Consider the following 18,930-nt stretch of genomic DNA (forward strand, 5'->3'; position numbering starts at 1 on the left):
GCAGAATCCGCTCCGTCCTAGGGGAGTAGTCTCCCACGAGCAACATGCTCGTCCGGCACGCATCAACATACTTGGTCCTCAGACCATGGTGCGTGCGACCCAGAATCCGCTCAGACGGATCGGTGGTTTGACAAGACCTATGACACGAACACCTTACCCGGGGCGGGGAGGTTGTACGTGTCATAGCCGTGTCGACCCGCCCCTTAGGAACCCTGATGCTGGAATCCCTGTTAATCCCCACTGCAATCGTTGCGCTTGCCGAGATTGGCGATAAAACGCAATTGCTCGCACTCATTCTCGCCGCCCGCTTTCGCAAACCCTGGCCAATCATCGCCGGCATTGTTGCCGCGACCCTGGCCAACCACGCAGCGGCGGGCGCAGTCGGCGCATGGTTCAGCAGCTTCTTCTCCGACGCGGTATTGCACTGGATTCTTGCCGCCAGCTTCACGGCCACGGCCCTGTGGACACTGGTTCCCGACAAGATGGACGACGACGAAGCGAGCACGGCACGCAAGTTCGGCCCGTTCATGACGACCCTGATCACGTTCTTCATCGCGGAAATCGGTGACAAGACGCAAATTGCGACCGTGATGCTTGCCGCGCAGTATTCCTACCTGTGGCTGGTCATCATCGGCACCACCGTGGGCATGCTGATCGCTAACGTCCCGGTGGTACTGGCCGGTAACTTCGCTGCCGAAAAACTGCCGCTGACCCTGATCCGCCGTCTGGCCGCCAGCGCCTTCTTCGTACTGGCACTGGTCGCGGTCTACAAGGCCATGCAAGTCAGCGGCTGGGTCTGATCGTGATGAAAAGAGCGCTGCAACGAAAGCCACAGCGCTCTTGTGCCATCAGCCGCTCAGGATTTGCTGGCTTGCTGGTACAGCGGCATCACCTTGGGAATCGCAGCCTGCAAGGAGGCAATACGATTTTCCGAGGCCGGATGAGTACTCATGAACTCCGGCTGGGAACCACCAGCGTTCTGGGTCATTTTCTGCCACAGGGTCACCGCAGCGTTCGGGTTGTAACCCGCTCGCGCCGACAGCTCCAGGCCCAACAGGTCGGCCTCGTTTTCGTTGCTGCGGCTGTTGGGCAGCGTGAGGCTGTAGTTCACAACCGTATCGGTCAGCGCCATGCCGGTTTCCCCAAGCCCCAACAAGGCTCCCGCACCTTGTTTGGCAATGGCCACGCCGTAGGCCTTCGACATAGCTTCACGCCCGTGCTCACGCAGGGCATGGGCGATTTCATGGCCCATGACCGCCGCGATTTCATCGTCGGTCAGCTTCAACTTTTCGATCAGGCCGGTATAGAAAATGATCTTGCCGCCAGGTCCGCAATTGGCATTGAGTTCATCGCTCTTGATCAGGTTCACTTCCCATTGCCACTGGGCTGCATCCGGACGCAGCTTTGGAGCCTGGGCAATCAGGCGGTCGGCAATCGCATGCACCCGCCTGGCATTGGCGCTGGTGGTATCGAGCACGCCTTTACTGCTCGCCTCGCCTACGGTTTCCTTGTAGGACTGGGCGTACATTTTATTGACTTCATCTGTCGAGAGCATGCTGAACATGTACTGCTTACGCTCGACACCCACCGAATCACCGGTGGTCGTGTTTACAGCCTGACAGCCGCCAAGCAATAAACCGCCCCCCAGAACACACAGGGCTAATGACTGACGCATGGTGTTTCTCCTTATAAGCGAGGCGGTCATCCTAGGCGGACAAGAGGCTCTGCACCAGATAGCAGCAAACAGCCATGTTTGTCAGCGTTGTAACAAGTTGGTTCCTGCAAGGACATAAAGATCATAAATCACCTTGTGGAAGGCAGCTTGCTGGCGACTTCAGCGTACAAACGCAGAGTATCTGCCGGCTTTCAGGCCTTTTTCGCCAGCAAGCGGCCTCCTACAAGTTTGTGTGTGCCTCAACTGATCAGCATGACGCCTGCCCGGTGAGCCGCCGTCACAACGGCGTCAGGCACTCCGGGGCATTGAGCTTGGGATCGTTCACCAGATTGGCCAGCGGCCTCTCACGCAGGGGCATCTGCACAGAGGCAAGCAGCGCCTGCAAGGTGTGCAGTGGCGTGTCGGCAGCCAGCCAGTCTTTCTGGCCCTGAGCATCGAGAATCAGCGGACGGCGTTGGCTGGCCGCAGCCTGGGTAACCACCGCCACACTCAGATAGGTATGCCCCTGCACCGGATAGGCCTCCCAGACCGCCGCAAAGAACAGGGCCGAGCCCTCACCCGGCGTCAGCCAGAACGGGCGTTTACGGGCGGTGCCGCGCCATTCGTAGAAACCGTTGGCCGGCACCAGGCAGCGACGCTGACGAAAGGCTTCGCGAAACATCGGCTGTTCGGCCAGGGTTTCAGCACGCGCATGAGCGGGCGTGCGGGAAAGGTCGGTGAGCCACGCCGGCGTCAGCCCCCAGCGGGCACTTGCCAGTTCAAGCTCGCCTTCACCCTCGGCCGCACGCATGATCAGCACCGTATCGGCCGGAGAGATATTCCATTGCGGCTGCTGACCGGCCGGAAAACCGGGCAAGGCCGCAAAGGCAGGGTTCCAGCGAAACAGGGCATAACGTCCACACATGAGGCTAAGGCAACTCTATTCGAAGGTGTTCAACACACCAGTACATCGGGAAAACTGTCCGGCTCGTCACCGGACAACGGCAGGGCAGCATTGTACGCAGTGATCAAGGCCCGCGCGCGCTCGACCTGATCGTCATCCACCGAGATGCCCAGCAAGCCCAGTCCCGGCAACTCGCCCATACCACCCAGCAAGTCGCGCCCGACCAGGTGCGCTTCGACCCCTTCACTGGCAAGCATGCCTTGCAGCAACTCGCCCTCCATCAGGTTTTCAGGTTCGTAGATTCTCTGCATCATTCGTTCTCACTGCGAACGTCCAGACTCCAGTCCTCGCCATCGGTCCTCAGGTCGAATACGATCGGCCGACAACAGACCGGGCAGTCCTCGATGTACTGCTGATCGCCGCCAGACAAATCCAGCACGGCTTCCACCGGCTCTCCACAGTACGGACAGTCATAACTCTGTAATTCCTGCATCGCGGCCTCCGGGGTCAGTTGTGCGTATAATTGCCCCATTCTTTTGAAGGCTGCCAGAGCAACCTGCCTTCTTTTTACCCTATCCGTATCCAACAAGAGAGCATGATGGGCGAATTCGATGCCATCCGACCTTACAACGATGCAGAAGTCCCCGAAGTACTGGCACGTCTGCTGAGCGATAAAGCATTTCTCGCGATCCTGACCAAATTCCGCTTTCCGCGTCTGGCGAGTGCATTCGGCTGGTTCCTGCAACCAACCCTGGCACGCAAGCTGCGCCGTGAGTTCGCCGGAATCAACTCGGTCGCCACATTGCAGGACAAGGTCGAGTACTACGTCGACCACACCATCGAGCGAGCCACGGACGGTGTGACCTACACCGGCGTGGAACTGCTCAAGTCCGGCACGGCATATCTGTTCCTGGCCAACCACCGCGATATCGTGATGGACCCGGCCTTCGTCAACTATGCCGTGTATCACGCCGGCCTGCCCACGCCGCGCATTGCGATTGGCGACAACCTGCTGCAGAAGCCTTTTGTCAGCGACCTGATGCGCCTGAACAAGAGCTTCATCGTGCATCGCTCGATTATCGGGCGACGCGAGAAGATGGCGGCCTATCAACTGCTTTCGGCGTATATCAATCACTCCATTACCAAGGATGGCCAGTCGATCTGGATCGCCCAGGCCGAAGGTCGCGCCAAGGACGGTGATGACCGTACCGAGTCGGCGATCCTCAAGATGTTTCACATGAGCCGCAAGGATGAGCCTTTCAGCGACGTGATCCGCTCACTGAATCTCATTCCGGTATCGATCAGCTACGAATACGACCCATGTGACCACGCCAAGGCACGCGAGTTGTACATTCGCGCCACCACCGGCAGCTACACCAAGACGCCGGGCGAGGACGATGTCAGCATCGCACTGGGTATCACGGGCTATAAAGGCCGTGTGCATGTGAACTTCGCGCCGCCGATCACCGAGTCGTTCAAGGACACCAAACTGCTGGCCGCCGAAATGGACCGGCAGATTCTCGGTGGCTACCGGCTGTTCCCGGTGCATTACCTGGCTTATGCACAATGGGCCGATGCCGATCCGGCACTCGATGTGCCACTGGCGGCCGACGTGTTCCCGGCCGAAGAACTGGCTCGTGCCAAAGACGAGTGGGAAAGCAGGCTGGCTGACGCACCTGCCGAACACCGGCCTTATCTGGTGCAGCAATATGCAACGCCAGTGCGCAATCAGTATCGGGTCAAGGCCGGTTTGCCGCTCTGATACGACGCTTCACGACAACGGCACCTATAGGGTGCCGTTTTGTATCGTGTCACCTGAACGTCATACAGCTCGTGCACTGTATGGCTCCTCAAGGAATGACCATCCCTTTTTTGGAGCTGTTCATGCTGCACGCAAACAACCAGGATCGCCTCTACCTGATCGCCCAGAGCGATGAACAACAAGAACTGGTCGACGCACTGGCCTTCAATGTCCAGGACCGCCACTGGCTGGTCTATTGCGCTCTGGGCGGGCATCAACATCACGACCTTCCGGACATGGATCTGGAAACAGGCCTGAGCTTTCTGGATTTCTATCAGCAAGCCGCCTGAACCCGGTCGCCAGATACAGAAAAGCCCGGCTCCTTGCACAAAGGGCCGGGCTTTTCATTGGAGCACTACTTATTGCGCCAGGGTGCTACCGATAGTGGTGTCCTGGAACACGCGGGTCAGCGCATCGCTCAACACATCGCTCACCAGCTTGGTGTTGGTTTCCTGATTCGGCGCCATGCCGAAACGCTGATCCAGCGATGCGGCATAACGGCCGCTGTAGCTACGACCGTTGTTGCGGATGTCCGCACGGAAAGTAGAGCTGATGGTTGCTTCAGTCACATACAGGCCTTCCTTTGGCGACTGATACTTCAGCTCGGCCAGAGTCAGGGTCAACTGCGGAGCATTACCGCCACTTGAGATCGGGGTAAAGCCCAGCAGGCGAACAGCGGCTTCAGCCTGAGCCTGCAACTTTGGCAGCAGATCGGCGCCACTGACGCTGATTGCGCTGGTCTCGGGATACAGACCACCACGGGTTCCCAGTGTCGGGCCAGGACGACCGTCCACGACACGCACGACAACCTGCTGCCCCTGACCTACCGGCGCGAACTGCGCATTGAGCTTGGGTTGAGGACTCAGTTGCTGCGGGCTATGGGCACACCCGACCAGAGTCAAACTGCTTACAGCAAGCAAACCGAACAAAAGGCGACGCAACATGCTCATCTCTCCAGGGGGCCAGACACTAAATGTGCCGCAGTATAGCGATGCCAGCGAAAAATGGGACCGCTGGAGAATCGCAATGGTTCAGCAACGAGAGTGTAATCGGGGTGTAACGCCGGGCAGTCAGGATAAAGCCATCAACTCCACAGGAGATACGTCATGGGCCTTTTCCAATCCTTGTTCAACCTGCGCCACCAATTGCGCCACTATGCTCTCGTGGACAAGTCCGGTATTTGCCGCGCACTCAAGCATTGCAGCGAGCGTCCATTGAGCAGTGACTGGGTTGAAGTCAACGAACAACGTGCCAACTGGCTGAACCAGCCACTGCCCTCCAGCGCACGGGTTGCGCAGCACGGCGTACGTCCGGCGCCACACCAGTTGATCACGGCCTGATGAATACCTGATAAAAGTCACATAAACACGATCAATTTCTGTCGTTTCATCGCTATAATCTCCCCCCGATTATAAGGACGTCTCCTGATCGGGCCTCGCAGCATCGCTAATCCTTGTATTAGCTCCTCCGTAATGCCCACAGAGAGCCGCCCACACAGGTCATTTGCACACAGCCGTGCGCGATGAACGGTGCTCAATCGCTCGATTGATATCGAACCTTTTGCACCTGACAGCGCCTCACTCTGTATGCAGCTGGCCTGCCAGAGCTGCCATCGCAGCCCTTTTTGAGGTTTGGTTCACGTTTCCAAAAGAGCGTGAAAAAACGGGTTTCACTACTTCACAAGAGTGTGGCGAGCAAAATGAATAGGTACGCGTTTGTAAATGCACCATCAGCGTCTGAATCGGCCCCTTTGAACAGGACTGACCGCGACTGCGCCTCCATCACCGGAGCCTGAGGCCTGTCGTTCAGGCATGTGATGCCTTGACGATGGTCGAATGGCCGAACGGGTTGAAAAATGAGTTCATGCATCCTTGATGAAAGCTCTTATTCAGCCTGACCGGGACCTGCGCTTTAGATGCGAAAAATTGCGAAGAATCGGACAGGCGATCCTGGCCAGGACACATGGGGCACAACTTTTACCCACGCCCCGTCCCCCTGGCATCTAGCCTCAGGAACGTATGCCGTCAATTTGGTGCTGCAGATTTTGGAGACGCGTTAATGGCGCATAACGAAGCAGTCGACGTAGTATTGGTCGGAGCGGGCATCATGAGTGCCACCCTGGCCGTGCTGCTCAAGGAGCTCGACCCCGGCCTCAAGCTGGAAGTCGTTGAGCTCATGGATTCCGGCGCTGCGGAAAGTTCCAACCCATGGAACAACGCGGGTACCGGTCATGCCGGTCTCTGCGAGCTGAACTACACGCCGCCCGCGGCCGATGGCTCCATCGATATCAAGAAAGCGGTCCACATCAACGCACAGTTTGAAGTATCGAAGCAGTTCTGGGCCTATCTGGCTCGCAAAGGTACCTTCGGCTCGTCGAAATCCTTCATCAATTCGGTTCCGCACCTGAGCTTCGTTCAGGGCGAGAGCGGTATTGCCTTCCTCAAGACCCGTTTCGAAGCGATGCACAAGCATCACGCCTTCTCTTCGATGGAGTACACCGAGGACAAGGCAAAGCTGGCCGAGTGGATGCCACTGATGATGCCCGGCCGCCCGGCCGACGAACCTATTGCCGCCACTCGGGTGCTGAACGGTACGGACGTGAACTTCGGCGCGTTGACCAATCAGTTGCTCACTCACCTGAGCAGCGCTCCCGATGCCCAGGTCAAATACTGCAAGCGCGTGACCGACCTGACCCGCAAGGGCAGTGGCTGGACCGTCAGCATCAAGGACGTGAACAGCGGCAGCACTCGCCAGATCGATGCAAGATTCGTATTCCTCGGCGCGGGTGGCGCAGCATTGCCGCTGCTGCAACTGTCAGGCATCGAAGAGAGCAAGGGCTTCGGCGGCTTCCCGGTCAGCGGCCAGTGGCTGCGTTGCGACAACCCGGAAGTGGTCAAGCACCATCAGGCCAAGGTCTACAGCCAGGCTGCCGTGGGTTCGCCTCCCATGTCGGTTCCGCACCTGGATACCCGCGTGGTCGATGGCAAGAAATCCCTGCTGTTCGGGCCATACGCCGGTTTCACCACCAAGTTCCTCAAGCACGGCTCGTTCCTTGACCTGCCGCTGTCGGTACGCCTTGCCAACATCAAGCCGATGCTGGCCGTTGCCCGCGACAACATGGACCTGACCAAGTATCTGGTCAGCGAAGTGATGCAATCGATGGAGCAACGTCTGGAGTCCCTGCGCCGCTTCTACCCTGAGGCCAAGGCAGAAGACTGGCGTCTGGAAATCGCCGGCCAGCGCGTGCAGATCATCAAGAAAGACGCCAAGAAAGGCGGCATTCTGCAATTCGGTACCGAACTGGTGGCGGCACAGGACGGCTCCCTCGCCGCCTTGCTCGGCGCATCGCCGGGAGCATCGGTTACGGTGTCGATCATGCTGGAACTGATCGAGCGTTGCTTCCCGGACAAGGCTCGCAACGAGTGGGCTGCCAAGCTCAACGAAATATTCCCGGCTCGGGAAAAGGCGCTGGAAAGCGATGCGCAGTTGTATCAGCGCGTCAGTAGCCAGAGCGACGAGAGCCTGGAGCTGGTTGAAAAGGCAAGCCAGGAACAAAGCAGCATCGCCTGATTGCCTGAGTCACAAAAAAACCCGTGAGCCTTTCAGCCACGGGTTTTTTCGTTTTTCAGAATCGTCGGGCCTTTAAAGGCTCCTGGCCAGAACGGCAATGTGCTCCGGGCCAATGCCACAGCAACCACCGATATGCGTGGCACCACGCTTTACCCAGTCCGCCGCCCACTGCTGGTAGCCTTCGGGGTCCAGATCCGAGCGCAGTTCATCCAGACCATCGTTGGCCTTGGCATCCTTGGGTTGCGGCGGGAAGGCATTGGCGTAGGCACCGATAGCGATCTCGACATTCAATGACTTGAACACCTCACGAGCCGCATCGATGGCTGCACCTATCACTTCAGGCTGGCTGCAATTGAACAGCAGCGCGGCGACACCCATTTCGGCAGCAGCACGGGCCGCATCGGCGACAGGCTCGCCAGAGCGCAAGCGCGCAACTTCGTCAGTGTCTTCATCCTGGAGCGTGAATGACAGCCAGAACGGCTTGCCATCAGAAGGCAATCCGGCACGGATCGTCTGTGCTTCGATGATGCAGCTTTGAGTCTCGGCCAGCCACAGGTCCACATGAGGAGCCAGACCGGCCACCAACGGCTTCAGGACTTCAGCAGCCAGTTCAGGCTTGTAGAGGTCCGGGCGATAGGAACCGAACAATGGCGGCAGGGAGCCGGCGACCTTCGCTCGTCCGCCTGAAGCATCCGCCGACTCGCGGGCCAGTTGCCCGGCAAGATCAGCCAGGGCCTGGCCTTCGCGAGCAAAGCGCTCTTCACCAATATGAAAAGGCACCACTGCATAGCTATTACTGGTGATAACCTGCGCGCCACTGTCGATATAGGCGGTGTGTACGGCACGCACCGCTTCCGGCGCCTCGCTCAGGGCAAGGGCCGACCACTCGGGTTGACGGAAGGGAGCACCGCGGCGCTGAAGTTCGCGGCCCATGCCGCCGTCAAGAATTACTGTCGAGCGCTGAGTCATATGCCATCTACTTATATCTTTATGAAAAAAACTCATTAGGAATGAGCTTGGTATAACGTATTTAATACGGCGCTTTATACAAACTACAATCATTTTTTCAGGGGATTCCTGTGAAACTTAGCGCTCTGCTGGGCATTGGCCTGGTCACTCTGGCTGTATCGACTCAGGCCCTGGCCGGTGCCACACTGGACCGCATACAGAAGAACAAGGAACTGGTAAACGTCCTGATGGAAAGTTACCCGCCCTTCTCTTTCCTGAATGATAAAAACCAGCTGGACGGCTTCGACGTTGACGTCGCCAAGGCTGTCGCAGAAAAGCTGGGCGTCAAGCTGCGTCTTGAAACGCCGTCCTGGGACGTGATTGCCGCTGGCCGCTGGAGTGGCCGCTACGACATCTGCGTCTGCTCGATGACCCCAAGCAAATCCCGCGCTGAAGTCTTCGATTTCCCCATCGAGTACTACGCCTCGCCTGCGGTGATTGTGGTCAATGCCAAGGATGATCGCATCCATTCGGCCAAGGATCTGAGCAACAAGAAAGTCGGCCTCACCAGTGCTTCCAGCTACGAAAGCTACCTGAACAAGAACCTGGTGATCGAAGGCGCTGAAGACAAGCCTCTGGAATACCCGTTCGAGAACGTGCAAATCGCCCCGTACGACAACGATAACGTTGCCTTCCAGGATCTGGGCCTGGGCGCCGGTGTGCGTCTGGATGCCATCCTCACCAATCTGGTCACGGCCCAGCCACGCCTGGATCAGGACAAACGCTTCAAACTCGCTGGCGCCTCGCTGTATGAAGAACCCAACTTTGTCGCCATCGAAAAAGGCGATGCCGAATGGGACGCCAAGGTTCGTCAGATCTTTGCCGAACTCAAGCAGGACGGCACTCTGAGCAAGTTGTCGCAGAAGTGGATCGGCGCTGACATCAGCAAATGACTTCCTTCCAGCCTCAACGCCCACCCGAGCAGGCCCAGAGCCTGCTCAAGCGTGTCCTCGGTTTCCGTACAAGGCTCTATCTGACCTGGGCGGCGATGTTCGCCCTGTTTGCCGGGTTCTTCCTGAGCTTCGACCTGAAGTTCTCGATCATTCTGGACAAGCTGCCGAATCTGGTGGGCCTGAGCCTGTCGCCCAACGGTTTTCTACAGGGCGCGGCGCTGACGCTGTTCGTGTGCCTGTGCTCGATTTTCGTATCGGTACTGCTGGGTTTTGTCGTGGCCCTGGCGCGCCTGTCCAGCAGCGCGGTGGCCTTCGGTATTGCGAGCTTCTATGCCTCGTTCTTCCGCGGCACACCGCTGCTTATCCAGATCATGCTGATTTACCTGGGCCTGCCTCAGGTGGGGATCGTGCCCGGTGCAATCCTGGCCGGCATCATCGCGCTGTCCCTGAACTATGGCGCTTATCTGAGCGAGATATTCAGGGCGGGCATCATCGGCGTAGCGGCCGGTCAGCGTGAAGCAGCACTTGCCCTGGCTTTGCGGCCCGCACAAATCTTCTGGCGCGTCACCCTGCCCCAGGCGATGCGCACCATCATCCCGCCCACCACCAACCAGTTCATCTCGATGCTCAAGGATTCGTCCCTGATTTCGGTGATGGGTGTCTGGGAAGTGATGTTCCTGGCACAGTCCTATGGTCGCTCCAGCTATCGCTATATCGAGATGCTGACCACGGCGGCGGTGCTTTACTGGATCATGTCCATCGGGCTGGAGTTGTTGCAGGCGCGGCTGGAACGCCACTATGGCAAGGCTTATCAGGCCAGAAAGTAGATGCTCTTTCGCGAATGAATTCGCTCCCACCATAATTTGTGTGGGAGCGAATTCATTCGCGAACAGGGAGGATCAGCCGCGAGCCTGGGCAATCAGCTCGATATAGTCTTCAGCGTTGCGCTGATCCTTGATCAAGGCAACGAAATCATTACCGTGCTCGTCCTTGCCATCCAGGTCGTGACCGGCTTCCTTGAAGAACACCAGAAAACGCTCGAAGTCATCGATCCGCAGGCCACGGTAGGCCTTGATCAATTTGTGCAGCGACGGCGAGGTGGCATCGTACGGCTCGAAGTTCAGGAACAGTTTGATCTGCTCGTCGCCGATCTCGTCCCCAATCAACTGCTTCTTATCTTTACGCATTGCGGGCTCCAACTGGTCGCAGACACTTTCACGGGCGGGCAGTTTACCCTTGGCGTGTGCGAGGCTCAACGCGCACGTAGCACCGCAGTATGCAGATCGGCCCATACATGGCCGTTGGCATAAACCAGGAACTGGCAATAAACCTTTTCACTGCGTAGCAAGTCCACCACGGCACGGTACTGGTTGACCGGGTAATAGAGCGTCAAGGTGCGTGATGGCTCATCGTAGGTCGGTTTTTTCAGGCTCTTGCTTTCGGCATCGAAGTGAATGAACACTTCGGAAATGGTCGCCCCCTTGTTCAGCGGCTTGCCCTTGAGACGCAGCAACATCGGCGACGTAATGGGAATCGGCTGCTGACTGGACTGGCGTTGATTGCCGAGGACTACCGAATATTCGGTTATCTGCAATAACTGTTGCTGCTCCGGCGCACCGGCGCGCAGGCTCAGATCATCGGGAGGCAGGTACTGGCCATGCATGGGTTCAGCGTGAACCGGTGTCAGGCCACAGACCATCACCAGCGCCATGGCGCCAGAAATCGATAACTTCATTCAGAACTTCCCTGAAAAACCAACGATCATTCCTGCGTCACAGCGCAGGAATACCTCTATATGAAGGCATTCCTGCCGCAACGACAATTACATCCCTTTGACAGCATAGATCCCGGCGGCATTGCGCCAGTAACCTTTGTAGTCCATACCGTAGCCGAAGATATAACGGTCCACGCATGGCAGGCCAACGAAATCGGCCTTCAGGTCAGGGCGAGCCTTGCGGTCGTGATCCTTGTCGATCAAAACCGCCGTATGTACGGCACGAGCGCCTGCGTGTTTGCAGAAGTCGATGATCGCACCCAGGGTATGACCTTCGTCGAGGATGTCGTCGATGATCAGCACGTCACGGTCAATGAACGAGACTTCCGGCTTGGCTTTCCAGAACAGGTCGCCGCCAGTGGTTTCGTTGCGATAGCGGGTCGCGTGCAGGTAAGAGGCTTCCAGCGGGAAGTTCAGATGCGTCAGCAGTTTGCCCGAGAAGATCAGGCCGCCATTCATCACACAGAATACAACAGGGTTGCGGTCGGCCAGTTCAGCGTTGATCTGCGCTCCGACGCGAGCGATGGCAGCATCGACTTCAGCCTCGGTGTAGAGGCAATCGGCCTCGCGCATGATTTGACGGATATGCTCGAGATCAGCGGACATAAAGCTCTCCAGATGGGCAGTTTAAGAAAAGCGGGCAAAGGTACGCATCCCGTCCATTCAGGGCAAGCGATTATGGACTAACGTTGCGAGTACCGCCCGAAGGCAAGGATTCACACCTTGCGTGACGATACTGCATGCGCTGTAAGACAGTCACAGCTGAATAGATTAATCTAGGCCGTTTTTTTGCCCCCTGCTGGAGCCTTTTCTTATGCCCATTCGTGAAATCCGTCATCCGCTGATCCGCCACAAGCTCGGTCTGATGCGCCGCGCAGATATCAGCACCAAGAATTTCCGTGAGCTGGCACAGGAAGTCGGCGCACTGCTTACCTATGAAGCCACCGCAGACCTGCCGCTGGAAAGCTACGACATCGAAGGCTGGTGCGGCACCGTTCAGGTCGAGAAGATCGCGGGCAAGAAAATCACCGTCGTGCCGATCCTGCGTGCCGGCATCGGCATGCTCGACGGCGTGCTGAGCCTGATTCCGGGCGCAAAAGTCAGCGCCGTAGGCCTGGCCCGCAATGAAGAAACACTGGAAGCCCACACCTATCTGGAAAAGCTGGTTCCGGAAATCGACGAGCGTCTGGCGATGATCATCGACCCGATGCTGGCGACAGGCGGTTCGATGATCGCTACCATCGACCTGCTCAAGAAAGCCGGTTGCAAGGAAATCCGCGCCATGGTTCTGGTGGCGGCCCCCGAAGGCATCGCGGCGGTGGAGAAGGCTCACCCGGACGTGATTATCTACACCGCATCCATCGATCAACGTCTGAACGAACACGGCTACATCATTCCTGGCCTGGGTGATGCCGGTGACAAGATTTTCGGCACCAAGCAAAAGGACGCATAATTCGATGAAGCAGTCCGAATTCAACGATCCACTGTGGCGTACGGTTCTTTCCGGCGCACAAATGCTGTTCGTGGCCTTTGGCGCCCTGGTGCTGATGCCACTCATTACCGGGCTCGATCCCAACGTGGCGCTGTTCACTGCTGGCCTGGGCACGCTGCTGTTCCAGATGGTGACAGGTCGTCAGGTGCCGGTATTCCTGGCATCGAGCTTTGCCTTCATCACTCCGATCATTCTCGCCAAAGGCCAGTTCGGCCTGGCTGCGACCATGGGTGGCGTGATGGCGGCAGGTTTTGTCTACACCTTCCTGGGCCTGGCCGTGAAAATCAAAGGCACAGGATTCATTGACCGCCTGCTGCCACCGGTGGTTATCGGCCCGGTGATCATCTCTATCGGCCTGGCCATGGCCCCCATTGCCGCCAACATGGCGATGGGCAAATCGGGTGACGGTGCCGAGCTGATCCCCTACAAGACCGCCATGCTGATTTCGATGCCAGCCTTGCTGACCACACTGATCGTGGCGGTGTTCGGCAAAGGTATTTTCCGTCTGGTGCCGATCATTTCCGGCGTACTGGTGGGCTTTGCGCTGTCGTTCTACTTTGGCGTGGTGGATACCGCGAAGATTGCCGCCGCGCCCTGGCTGGCACTGCCGCACTTCACCGCACCGGAGTTCAACTGGCAGGCCATCCTGTTCATTGTCCCGGTGGCACTGGCTCCGGCCATCGAACATATCGGCGGTGTGATCGCGGTGGGCAGCGTGACCGGACGCGACTACCTGAAAAAACCTGGCCTGCATCGCACCCTGTTTGGCGACGGGATCGCCACGACAGCAGCCGGCCTGTTCGGTGGCCCGCCCAACACCACTTATGCCGAAGTGACTGGCGCGGTGATGCTGACCAAGAACTACAACCCGGCCATCATGACCTGGGCCTCGATCTTTGCCATCGCCCTGGCCTTTATCGGCAAGTTCGGCGCACTGCTGCAAAGCATTCCGGTGCCGGTCATGGGCGGGATTCTGTGCCTGCTGTTCGGTTCGATTGCTGCGGTGGGGATGAACACCCTGATTCGACACAAGGTCGATCTGTCCGAGGCGCGTAATCTGGTGATCGTCTCGGTGACCCTGGTGTTCGGTATTGGCGGAGTGCTGATCGGAACCGGCAACGGCCCCGATGACTTCGGCCTCAAGGGCATCGCCCTGTGCGCCATTACTGCCATCGCCCTGAACCTGATCCTGCCGGGCAATGACAGCTGGAAGAACAAGCAACTGCCATAACCATAACCCGCGTAGGAGCGAATTCATTCGCGAATGAGCGGAGCGCCGCCCGATTCGCTCCTACGACATCAAGGGTGCTTTTTCACACATCCGGTTCAAGGCCCTGGCCCAGTTCGGGTCGTCATTCAGGCAGGGCACCAGCACCAGCTCTTCACCGCCCGCCTCCTTGAATTGCTCCGCTCCGCGATCACCGATCTCTTCCAGTGTCTCGATGCAGTCGGCCACGAATGCCGGGCACATCACCAGCAACTTTTTCACGCCCTGAGCTGCCAGCTCATCAAGGCGCGCTTCGGTGTAGGGTTCAATCCACTTGGCACGCCCAAGACGCGACTGGAACGACACCGACCATTTACCGTCAGGAATGCCCATGCGCTGTGCAAAGGCCGCAGCTGAGCGCAGGCATTGTGCGCGATAGCAGGTGGCGACCACTTCCGGCGGCGCGGTCATGCAGCAGTTTTCATTCTTGAAACAGTGGTTGCCGGTAGGGTCGAGCTTGGTCAGGTGCCTTTCCGGCAGGCCGTGAAAACTCAGCAGCAGGTGATCGTGGGGCTGCTGCAAGTGCGGACGAACGTTTTCCACCAGGGCATCGAGGTACTCGTCCTGATCGTAGAAAGGTTTCAGCAGCGAGAACTCCATTGCGAGCGATTTGGCCCGCACCACACGCTTGGCTTCTTCGATCACGGTCGTGACGGTGCTATCCGCAAACTGTGGATAAAGCGGGGCCAGAGTCACCTTCTTGATGCCCTGCCCTGCCAGGCGCGTCAGTACCGTTTCGATGGAGGGCTCGCCATAACGCATCGCCAGTTCAACCGGCCCCTGCGTCCACTCCTTTTTCATGGCCTCCTGCAAGCGCTTGCTCAGCACTACCAGCGGCGAACCGTCATCCCACCAGATGGACGCATAGGCATGGGCAGACTGCTCCGGGCGCTTGATCAGGATCAGCGAAACCAGCAGCCTGCGAACCGGCCACGGCAGGTCGATGACGTAAGGGTCCATCAGGAACTGGTTGAGATACCGGCGTACGTCCGGCACTGCTGTAGAAGCAGGCGAACCCAGATTGACCAGCAACAGCGCGTGATCGGTCATGCAAAATCCTATTTCAATGGCGGCCCGAAAATTCACTCAGGGCGGCGCGCAGATCAGTAAACCGGAAGGTAAAACCCGCCTCCAGCAAACGGGCTGGCCGGGCTCGTTGACCACCCAGCAGCAAAACAGACAGCTCACCCAGCGCCACACGCAACGCAAACCCCGGCAAAGGCATGAAGGCTGGCCGGTGAAGGACGCCCGCCAGGGTCTTGGCAAATTCGCGATTACGCACCGGCGTTGGCGCGCAGAGATTATAAGGACCTCGGGCATCACTGCGGTTCAACAGAAAATCAATCGCCGCGATTTGATCGTCGATATGAATCCAGGGCATCCATTGCCGACCATTGCCTATCGGGCCACCCAGGCCGAGCTTGAAGGGCAGCAGCAGGCGCTTCACGAAACCGCCCTGCTCGGACACCACCAGACCGGTACGCACCAGAACCACTCGAATGCCCAGGGCCTCTGCATGTTGAGCGGTTTCTTCCCAGGCGGTGCATAACTGGCTGGCGAAGTCTTCCTTGGCTGGCCGGGAGGTTTCATCCAGTTCATGCTCACCCGCATCGCCATACCAGCCGACCGCGGAACCGGAAATCATCACCTCGGGCTTTTGCTGCCGTCCCTCCAGCCAGGCCAGCAGTTGCTCGGTAAGACCAATGCGACTGCTCCACAGCAGCAACCTGCGCTTGCGAGTCCAGGGACGGTCAGCTATCGGAGCACCCGCGAGGTTGATGACGGCATCGATCGATTGCTCACCCAACTCATCCAGACGGGCAATCCCACGCACCGACGGCCCACAGAGTTCAGGCACTTGAGCGGGTCGGCGGCTCCAGACTGTCAACTGATGGCCTTGCGCAGACCAGAATCGACAGAGCGCTCGTCCTATCAAACCAGTACCGCCGGTCAGCAATATGTGCATGGCAGGTTACCTCGCGTGGCGTTCGGGGCAATTGAGTAGTCTATTTTTTATAGGTCTGGCTTATCCACAAAAGCAAAACCTTTTGCTGAACAATAGGCCACACCTGAATGAATTGGAGCTTTACTGCCCACCCCGGGCAGTTGGCCCATTGTCTACAAGCAACAGACTGACCGTCTTTGACCGAACAGGTTGCAGTTGACCAGGCAGTAAAATCGAGAACGACTGCAAGTTATACCAAAAACGGAGATTGTACAGGTTTTAACTACGGCGTAGTCTGTGCAGACAAGGTAACGAGGCCCCTATGACTGTACCTATCGCAATCATCGGTACCGGTATCGCCGGACTCTCTGCTGCCCAGGCACTCAAATCTGCCGGGCATGACGTACATCTTTTCGATAAAAGCCGCGGCAGCGGCGGAAGAATGTCCAGCAAGCGAAGTGAGGCAGGTTCTCTGGACATGGGCGCGCAGTATTTCACCGCCCGTGATCGCCGCTTCGTAGCAGCCGTCAATCAGTGGCAAGCCAAGGGCTATGTGGCCGAATGGACTCCCTCGCTCTACAACTTCCATGGTGGCAGGCTCAGCCCGTCGCCGGACGAACAGGTGCGCTGGGTCGGCACGCCAGGCATGAGCGCCATTACCCGCGCCATGCTGAGCGATCTGCCCGTGACATTCTCGTGCCGCATCACCGAAGTCTTTCGCGGCGAACATCACTGGAACCTGCAAGATGCCGAAGGCAACAGCCACGGTCCTTTCAGCCATGTGGTCATCGCCCTGCCAGCGCCTCAGGCAACGACACTGCTGGCGGCGGCACCGAAACTGGCAAGCGTGGTCACCGGCGTGAAAATGGACCCGACCTGGGCCGTGGCCCTGGCTTTCGCAACTCCCCTGCAAACTCCGATGCAAGGCTGTTTCGTACAAGACAGCCCCCTCGACTGGCTGGCCCGCAATCGCAGTAAACCCCAACGTGACGACACGCTCGACACCTGGGTTCTGCATGCCACCAGCAACTGGAGCAGACAACATCTGGACATGCCCAAAGAGGAAGTCATCGAGCATCTGCATGGCGCATTCGCCGAACTGATCAACTGCCCGATGCCAGCTCCGGTATTCAGCCAGGCGCACCGCTGGCTCTATGCACGACCTGCCGGCTCGCATGAATGGGGCGCACTCTCCGATGCTGACCTGGGCATTTATGTCTGTGGCGACTGGTGCTTGTCCGGTCGTGTCGAAGGCGCATGGCTCAGCGGCCAGGAAGCCGCACGCCGCCTGCTTGAACACCTCAAGTGAATACCATCAATCCCCGCAAGCTGCTGCTGTCGAAATGGACCGCAGCAGTCCCGCTCAACCGCGAAAAGCACTTTCTGGTGACCGAGCTGTTCAAGGATGAGGAAGGCACGGTGCTGGAGATAGAACTGCAAGCCGTGATGACTCACCGCAGCGAGCGATTGCCATGGCAGACGCTACAGAATGCGCAAGTGTGGCGCATGGGCTGGAAATGAGCCTGCGTCTGCCTTGTGAATAAGCGCCGCCTGTAAATTCTTGTACAAAGAATTTGACTTGTACAGCTACAAACCTATGATGACACAAGTTGTACAGACTTCTTGGTCTGTATAAGTCTTGCGTAGAGGTTTGTGATGTCAGCGCCTGTGATCGATAAGCCAAAACTGGGTATCAGTGCCTGCCTGCTGGGCGCTGAGGTTCGTTTCAATGGCGGTCATAAAGAATCTCGTCTTTGTACGCGGGCGCTGAGCGAGTATTTCGATTTCGTTGCGGCCTGCCCTGAAGTCGCCATCGGCATGGGGATTCCCCGTGAACCGATCCGGTTGGTGGGCGACCCCGAAAATCCCCAGGCCGTCGGCACGGTCAACAGCGACCTGAATGTCACCACGGCGCTGGCTGATTACGGGCTGCACATGGCGACCGAGCTGGGCGATATCTGTGGCTACATTTTCATGCAGAAATCACCGTCCTGCGGCCTGGAGCGGGTCAAGGTCTATCGAGAAAACGGCGCGCCCGTCGATGGCGGTGGACGCGGTATCTATGCCCAGGCCTTCTGCGCCAGACACCCCGACCTGCCTGTAGAAGAAGACGGCAGACTCAACGACGCCGTGTTACTGGAAAACTTCGTCACGCGGGTATTCGCCTACGCGGCCTGGCAGCAACTGCTCAAAGAGGGCGTGACACGTCGCGCCTTGAGCCAATTTCATTCGCGCTACAAATATCAGCTCATGGCCAGCAATCCCGAGCAGTACAAAGTGCTGGGCAACATGCTGGGCAGCATGGGCCGTAGCGATCCGAACGAGATTGCACCGCGCTATTTCAGCCAGTTGATGGCGGCACTTAAAAAATGCGCCACCCGCCGCACCCACACCAACGTCCTCCAACACCTCAGTGGCTACCTCAAACACCACCTCGACACTGAGGACAAGCAGGAAATCCAGCAATTGATCACTCAATACCATCAAGGCGTCGTGCCCTTGATCGTGCCGCTGACCCTGCTCAAGCACCACTTCCGCCAACATCCTGATCCGTATATTGCGCTGCAGGTTTACATGCAGCCGCATCCGGAAAAACTGAGCCTGCGTAATGCGATCTGAACC

23 protein-coding genes and 1 riboswitch are annotated in these 18,930 nt (G+C 58.1%); of the genes, 12 read left to right on the plus strand and 11 right to left on the minus strand.

Annotation, left to right across the window (positions count from 1 at the left end; translation table 11 throughout):
* Positions 1-7 precede the first annotated feature (7 nt).
* Positions 8-197: riboswitch (yybP-ykoY riboswitch) on the plus strand.
* 18 nt (positions 198-215) lie between these two features.
* Positions 216-800: a TMEM165/GDT1 family protein gene (locus ACODS3_RS19085; RefSeq protein WP_201006554.1), complete on the plus strand. Its 585-nt coding sequence runs from the start codon at positions 216-218 to the stop codon at positions 798-800.
* A gap of 56 nt (positions 801-856) precedes the next feature.
* Here ACODS3_RS19085 and ACODS3_RS19090 read toward each other — a convergent pair whose 3' ends face one another.
* The 4 genes from ACODS3_RS19090 to ACODS3_RS19105 all read right to left on the minus strand — a co-directional run bounded on the left by ACODS3_RS19090 (position 857) and on the right by ACODS3_RS19105 (position 3,051).
* Positions 857-1,675, minus strand: a complete 819-nt coding sequence (locus ACODS3_RS19090) for a M48 family metallopeptidase (RefSeq protein WP_201020038.1) — start codon at positions 1,673-1,675, stop codon at positions 857-859.
* 277 nt (positions 1,676-1,952) lie between these two features.
* Positions 1,953-2,579, minus strand: a complete 627-nt coding sequence (locus ACODS3_RS19095) for an SOS response-associated peptidase (RefSeq protein ID WP_304575794.1) — start codon at positions 2,577-2,579, stop codon at positions 1,953-1,955.
* Between the two features lie 29 nt (positions 2,580-2,608).
* Complete coding sequence (locus ACODS3_RS19100) at positions 2,609-2,869, minus strand: putative signal transducing protein (protein ID WP_025258636.1); 261 nt, start codon at positions 2,867-2,869, stop codon at positions 2,609-2,611.
* On the minus strand, positions 2,869-3,051 hold the full coding sequence (locus tag ACODS3_RS19105) for a CPXCG motif-containing cysteine-rich protein (RefSeq protein ID WP_122316370.1): 183 nt from the start codon (positions 3,049-3,051) through the stop codon (positions 2,869-2,871). The genes ACODS3_RS19100 and ACODS3_RS19105 overlap by 1 nt, the downstream gene beginning before the upstream one ends.
* A 102-nt stretch (positions 3,052-3,153) precedes the next feature.
* On the opposite strand from ACODS3_RS19105, the gene ACODS3_RS19110 reads away from it, so the two are divergent.
* Complete coding sequence (locus ACODS3_RS19110; RefSeq protein ID WP_489035753.1) at positions 3,154-4,320, plus strand: 1-acyl-sn-glycerol-3-phosphate acyltransferase; 1,167 nt, start codon at positions 3,154-3,156, stop codon at positions 4,318-4,320.
* 122 nt (positions 4,321-4,442) lie between these two features.
* Positions 4,443-4,649: a hypothetical protein gene (locus ACODS3_RS19115; RefSeq protein ID WP_201006546.1), complete on the plus strand. Its 207-nt coding sequence runs from the start codon at positions 4,443-4,445 to the stop codon at positions 4,647-4,649.
* 69 nt (positions 4,650-4,718) lie between these two features.
* Here ACODS3_RS19115 and ACODS3_RS19120 read toward each other — a convergent pair whose 3' ends face one another.
* Positions 4,719-5,303 (minus strand): YajG family lipoprotein, encoded by a 585-nt coding sequence (locus ACODS3_RS19120; protein ID WP_201006544.1) that lies wholly within the window; start codon positions 5,301-5,303, stop codon positions 4,719-4,721.
* Between the two features lie 162 nt (positions 5,304-5,465).
* Between ACODS3_RS19120 and ACODS3_RS19125 the strand changes: the two genes are divergently transcribed.
* Both ACODS3_RS19125 and mqo read left to right on the plus strand, forming a co-directional pair.
* Positions 5,466-5,699, plus strand: coding sequence for a hypothetical protein (locus tag ACODS3_RS19125; protein ID WP_201020041.1), 234 nt, complete (start codon positions 5,466-5,468; stop codon positions 5,697-5,699).
* A 718-nt stretch (positions 5,700-6,417) separates the two neighbouring features.
* Positions 6,418-7,929: a malate dehydrogenase (quinone) gene (gene mqo / locus ACODS3_RS19130; RefSeq protein WP_304575791.1), complete on the plus strand. Its 1,512-nt coding sequence runs from the start codon at positions 6,418-6,420 to the stop codon at positions 7,927-7,929.
* 72 nt (positions 7,930-8,001) lie between these two features.
* On the opposite strand, the gene ACODS3_RS19135 is transcribed toward mqo, so the two are convergent.
* Positions 8,002-8,898, minus strand: a complete 897-nt coding sequence (locus ACODS3_RS19135; RefSeq protein WP_489035756.1) for a homocysteine S-methyltransferase family protein — start codon at positions 8,896-8,898, stop codon at positions 8,002-8,004.
* 110 nt (positions 8,899-9,008) lie between these two features.
* On the opposite strand from ACODS3_RS19135, the gene ACODS3_RS19140 reads away from it, so the two are divergent.
* Positions 9,009-9,830 carry an ABC transporter substrate-binding protein gene (locus ACODS3_RS19140; RefSeq protein WP_489035758.1) on the plus strand — a complete coding sequence of 274 codons (822 nt, stop codon included), beginning with the start codon at positions 9,009-9,011 and terminating at the stop codon, positions 9,828-9,830.
* Complete coding sequence (locus ACODS3_RS19145; protein ID WP_095067181.1) at positions 9,827-10,657, plus strand: amino acid ABC transporter permease; 831 nt, start codon at positions 9,827-9,829, stop codon at positions 10,655-10,657. Before ACODS3_RS19140 ends, ACODS3_RS19145 begins: the two co-directional genes overlap by 4 nt.
* 72 nt (positions 10,658-10,729) lie before the next feature.
* Here ACODS3_RS19145 and ACODS3_RS19150 read toward each other — a convergent pair whose 3' ends face one another.
* The 3 genes from ACODS3_RS19150 to ACODS3_RS19160 form a co-directional block, all read right to left on the minus strand.
* Positions 10,730-11,017 carry a PA4642 family protein gene (locus tag ACODS3_RS19150; RefSeq protein WP_200986448.1) on the minus strand — a complete coding sequence of 96 codons (288 nt, stop codon included), beginning with the start codon at positions 11,015-11,017 and terminating at the stop codon, positions 10,730-10,732.
* Positions 11,018-11,082: 65 nt separating this feature from the next.
* A complete protein-coding gene (locus tag ACODS3_RS19155) occupies positions 11,083-11,565 on the minus strand; it encodes a hypothetical protein (protein WP_201020044.1) in 483 nt (160 codons plus the stop codon).
* 87 nt (positions 11,566-11,652) lie between these two features.
* A complete protein-coding gene (locus ACODS3_RS19160; protein ID WP_200986450.1) occupies positions 11,653-12,210 on the minus strand; it encodes a hypoxanthine-guanine phosphoribosyltransferase in 558 nt (185 codons plus the stop codon).
* A gap of 208 nt (positions 12,211-12,418) precedes the next feature.
* Between ACODS3_RS19160 and upp the strand changes: the two genes are divergently transcribed.
* Together upp and ACODS3_RS19170 are read left to right on the plus strand one after the other, a co-directional pair.
* On the plus strand, positions 12,419-13,057 hold the full coding sequence (gene upp / locus ACODS3_RS19165; protein ID WP_201006531.1) for a uracil phosphoribosyltransferase: 639 nt from the start codon (positions 12,419-12,421) through the stop codon (positions 13,055-13,057).
* 4 nt (positions 13,058-13,061) lie between these two features.
* Positions 13,062-14,327, plus strand: a complete 1,266-nt coding sequence (locus ACODS3_RS19170; protein ID WP_201020045.1) for a uracil-xanthine permease family protein — start codon at positions 13,062-13,064, stop codon at positions 14,325-14,327.
* A 60-nt stretch (positions 14,328-14,387) separates the two neighbouring features.
* Here ACODS3_RS19170 and hemH read toward each other — a convergent pair whose 3' ends face one another.
* Positions 14,388-15,413 (minus strand): ferrochelatase, encoded by a 1,026-nt coding sequence (gene hemH / locus ACODS3_RS19175; RefSeq protein ID WP_201020046.1) that lies wholly within the window; start codon positions 15,411-15,413, stop codon positions 14,388-14,390.
* Positions 15,414-15,426: 13 nt separating this feature from the next.
* Positions 15,427-16,329: a TIGR01777 family oxidoreductase gene (locus tag ACODS3_RS19180; RefSeq protein ID WP_122321097.1), complete on the minus strand. Its 903-nt coding sequence runs from the start codon at positions 16,327-16,329 to the stop codon at positions 15,427-15,429.
* 301 nt (positions 16,330-16,630) lie between these two features.
* On the opposite strand from ACODS3_RS19180, the gene ACODS3_RS19185 reads away from it, so the two are divergent.
* The 3 genes from ACODS3_RS19185 to ACODS3_RS19195 all read left to right on the plus strand — a co-directional run bounded on the left by ACODS3_RS19185 (position 16,631) and on the right by ACODS3_RS19195 (position 18,927).
* On the plus strand, positions 16,631-17,617 hold the full coding sequence (locus ACODS3_RS19185) for an NAD(P)/FAD-dependent oxidoreductase (RefSeq protein ID WP_122321095.1): 987 nt from the start codon (positions 16,631-16,633) through the stop codon (positions 17,615-17,617).
* The gene (locus ACODS3_RS19190; protein ID WP_201020048.1) at positions 17,614-17,829 is read left to right on the plus strand and encodes a TIGR02450 family Trp-rich protein; all 216 of its coding nucleotides are present in this window, start codon (positions 17,614-17,616) and stop codon (positions 17,827-17,829) included. Before ACODS3_RS19185 ends, ACODS3_RS19190 begins: the two co-directional genes overlap by 4 nt.
* A gap of 135 nt (positions 17,830-17,964) precedes the next feature.
* Positions 17,965-18,927 (plus strand): YbgA family protein, encoded by a 963-nt coding sequence (locus tag ACODS3_RS19195; protein WP_201020049.1) that lies wholly within the window; start codon positions 17,965-17,967, stop codon positions 18,925-18,927.
* The last annotated feature ends 3 nt before the right edge of the window (positions 18,928-18,930 follow it).

Source organism: Pseudomonas sp. FG43 (genome assembly GCF_057809175.1).

Bases quoted from the DNA above. Each gene is read 5' to 3' on its own strand.
- ACODS3_RS19085 (WP_201006554.1), top strand. From the start codon at position 216: ATGCTGGAATCCCTGTTAATCCCCACTGCAATCGTTGCGCTTGCCGAG.
- ACODS3_RS19090 (WP_201020038.1), bottom strand. From the start codon at position 1,675: ATGCGTCAGTCATTAGCCCTGTGTGTTCTGGGGGGCGGTTTATTGCTT.
- ACODS3_RS19095 (WP_304575794.1), bottom strand. From the start codon at position 2,579: ATGTGTGGACGTTATGCCCTGTTTCGCTGGAACCCTGCCTTTGCGGCC.
- ACODS3_RS19100 (WP_025258636.1), bottom strand. From the start codon at position 2,869: ATGCAGAGAATCTACGAACCTGAAAACCTGATGGAGGGCGAGTTGCTG.
- ACODS3_RS19105 (WP_122316370.1), bottom strand. From the start codon at position 3,051: ATGCAGGAATTACAGAGTTATGACTGTCCGTACTGTGGAGAGCCGGTG.
- ACODS3_RS19110 (WP_489035753.1), top strand. From the start codon at position 3,154: ATGATGGGCGAATTCGATGCCATCCGACCTTACAACGATGCAGAAGTC.
- ACODS3_RS19115 (WP_201006546.1), top strand. From the start codon at position 4,443: ATGCTGCACGCAAACAACCAGGATCGCCTCTACCTGATCGCCCAGAGC.
- ACODS3_RS19120 (WP_201006544.1), bottom strand. From the start codon at position 5,303: ATGTTGCGTCGCCTTTTGTTCGGTTTGCTTGCTGTAAGCAGTTTGACT.
- ACODS3_RS19125 (WP_201020041.1), top strand. From the start codon at position 5,466: ATGGGCCTTTTCCAATCCTTGTTCAACCTGCGCCACCAATTGCGCCAC.
- mqo (WP_304575791.1), top strand. From the start codon at position 6,418: ATGGCGCATAACGAAGCAGTCGACGTAGTATTGGTCGGAGCGGGCATC.
- ACODS3_RS19135 (WP_489035756.1), bottom strand. From the start codon at position 8,898: ATGACTCAGCGCTCGACAGTAATTCTTGACGGCGGCATGGGCCGCGAA.
- ACODS3_RS19145 (WP_095067181.1), top strand. From the start codon at position 9,827: ATGACTTCCTTCCAGCCTCAACGCCCACCCGAGCAGGCCCAGAGCCTG.
- ACODS3_RS19150 (WP_200986448.1), bottom strand. From the start codon at position 11,017: ATGCGTAAAGATAAGAAGCAGTTGATTGGGGACGAGATCGGCGACGAG.
- ACODS3_RS19155 (WP_201020044.1), bottom strand. From the start codon at position 11,565: ATGAAGTTATCGATTTCTGGCGCCATGGCGCTGGTGATGGTCTGTGGC.
- ACODS3_RS19160 (WP_200986450.1), bottom strand. From the start codon at position 12,210: ATGTCCGCTGATCTCGAGCATATCCGTCAAATCATGCGCGAGGCCGAT.
- upp (WP_201006531.1), top strand. From the start codon at position 12,419: ATGCCCATTCGTGAAATCCGTCATCCGCTGATCCGCCACAAGCTCGGT.
- ACODS3_RS19170 (WP_201020045.1), top strand. From the start codon at position 13,062: ATGAAGCAGTCCGAATTCAACGATCCACTGTGGCGTACGGTTCTTTCC.
- hemH (WP_201020046.1), bottom strand. From the start codon at position 15,413: ATGACCGATCACGCGCTGTTGCTGGTCAATCTGGGTTCGCCTGCTTCT.
- ACODS3_RS19180 (WP_122321097.1), bottom strand. From the start codon at position 16,329: ATGCACATATTGCTGACCGGCGGTACTGGTTTGATAGGACGAGCGCTC.
- ACODS3_RS19185 (WP_122321095.1), top strand. From the start codon at position 16,631: ATGACTGTACCTATCGCAATCATCGGTACCGGTATCGCCGGACTCTCT.
- ACODS3_RS19195 (WP_201020049.1), top strand. From the start codon at position 17,965: ATGTCAGCGCCTGTGATCGATAAGCCAAAACTGGGTATCAGTGCCTGC.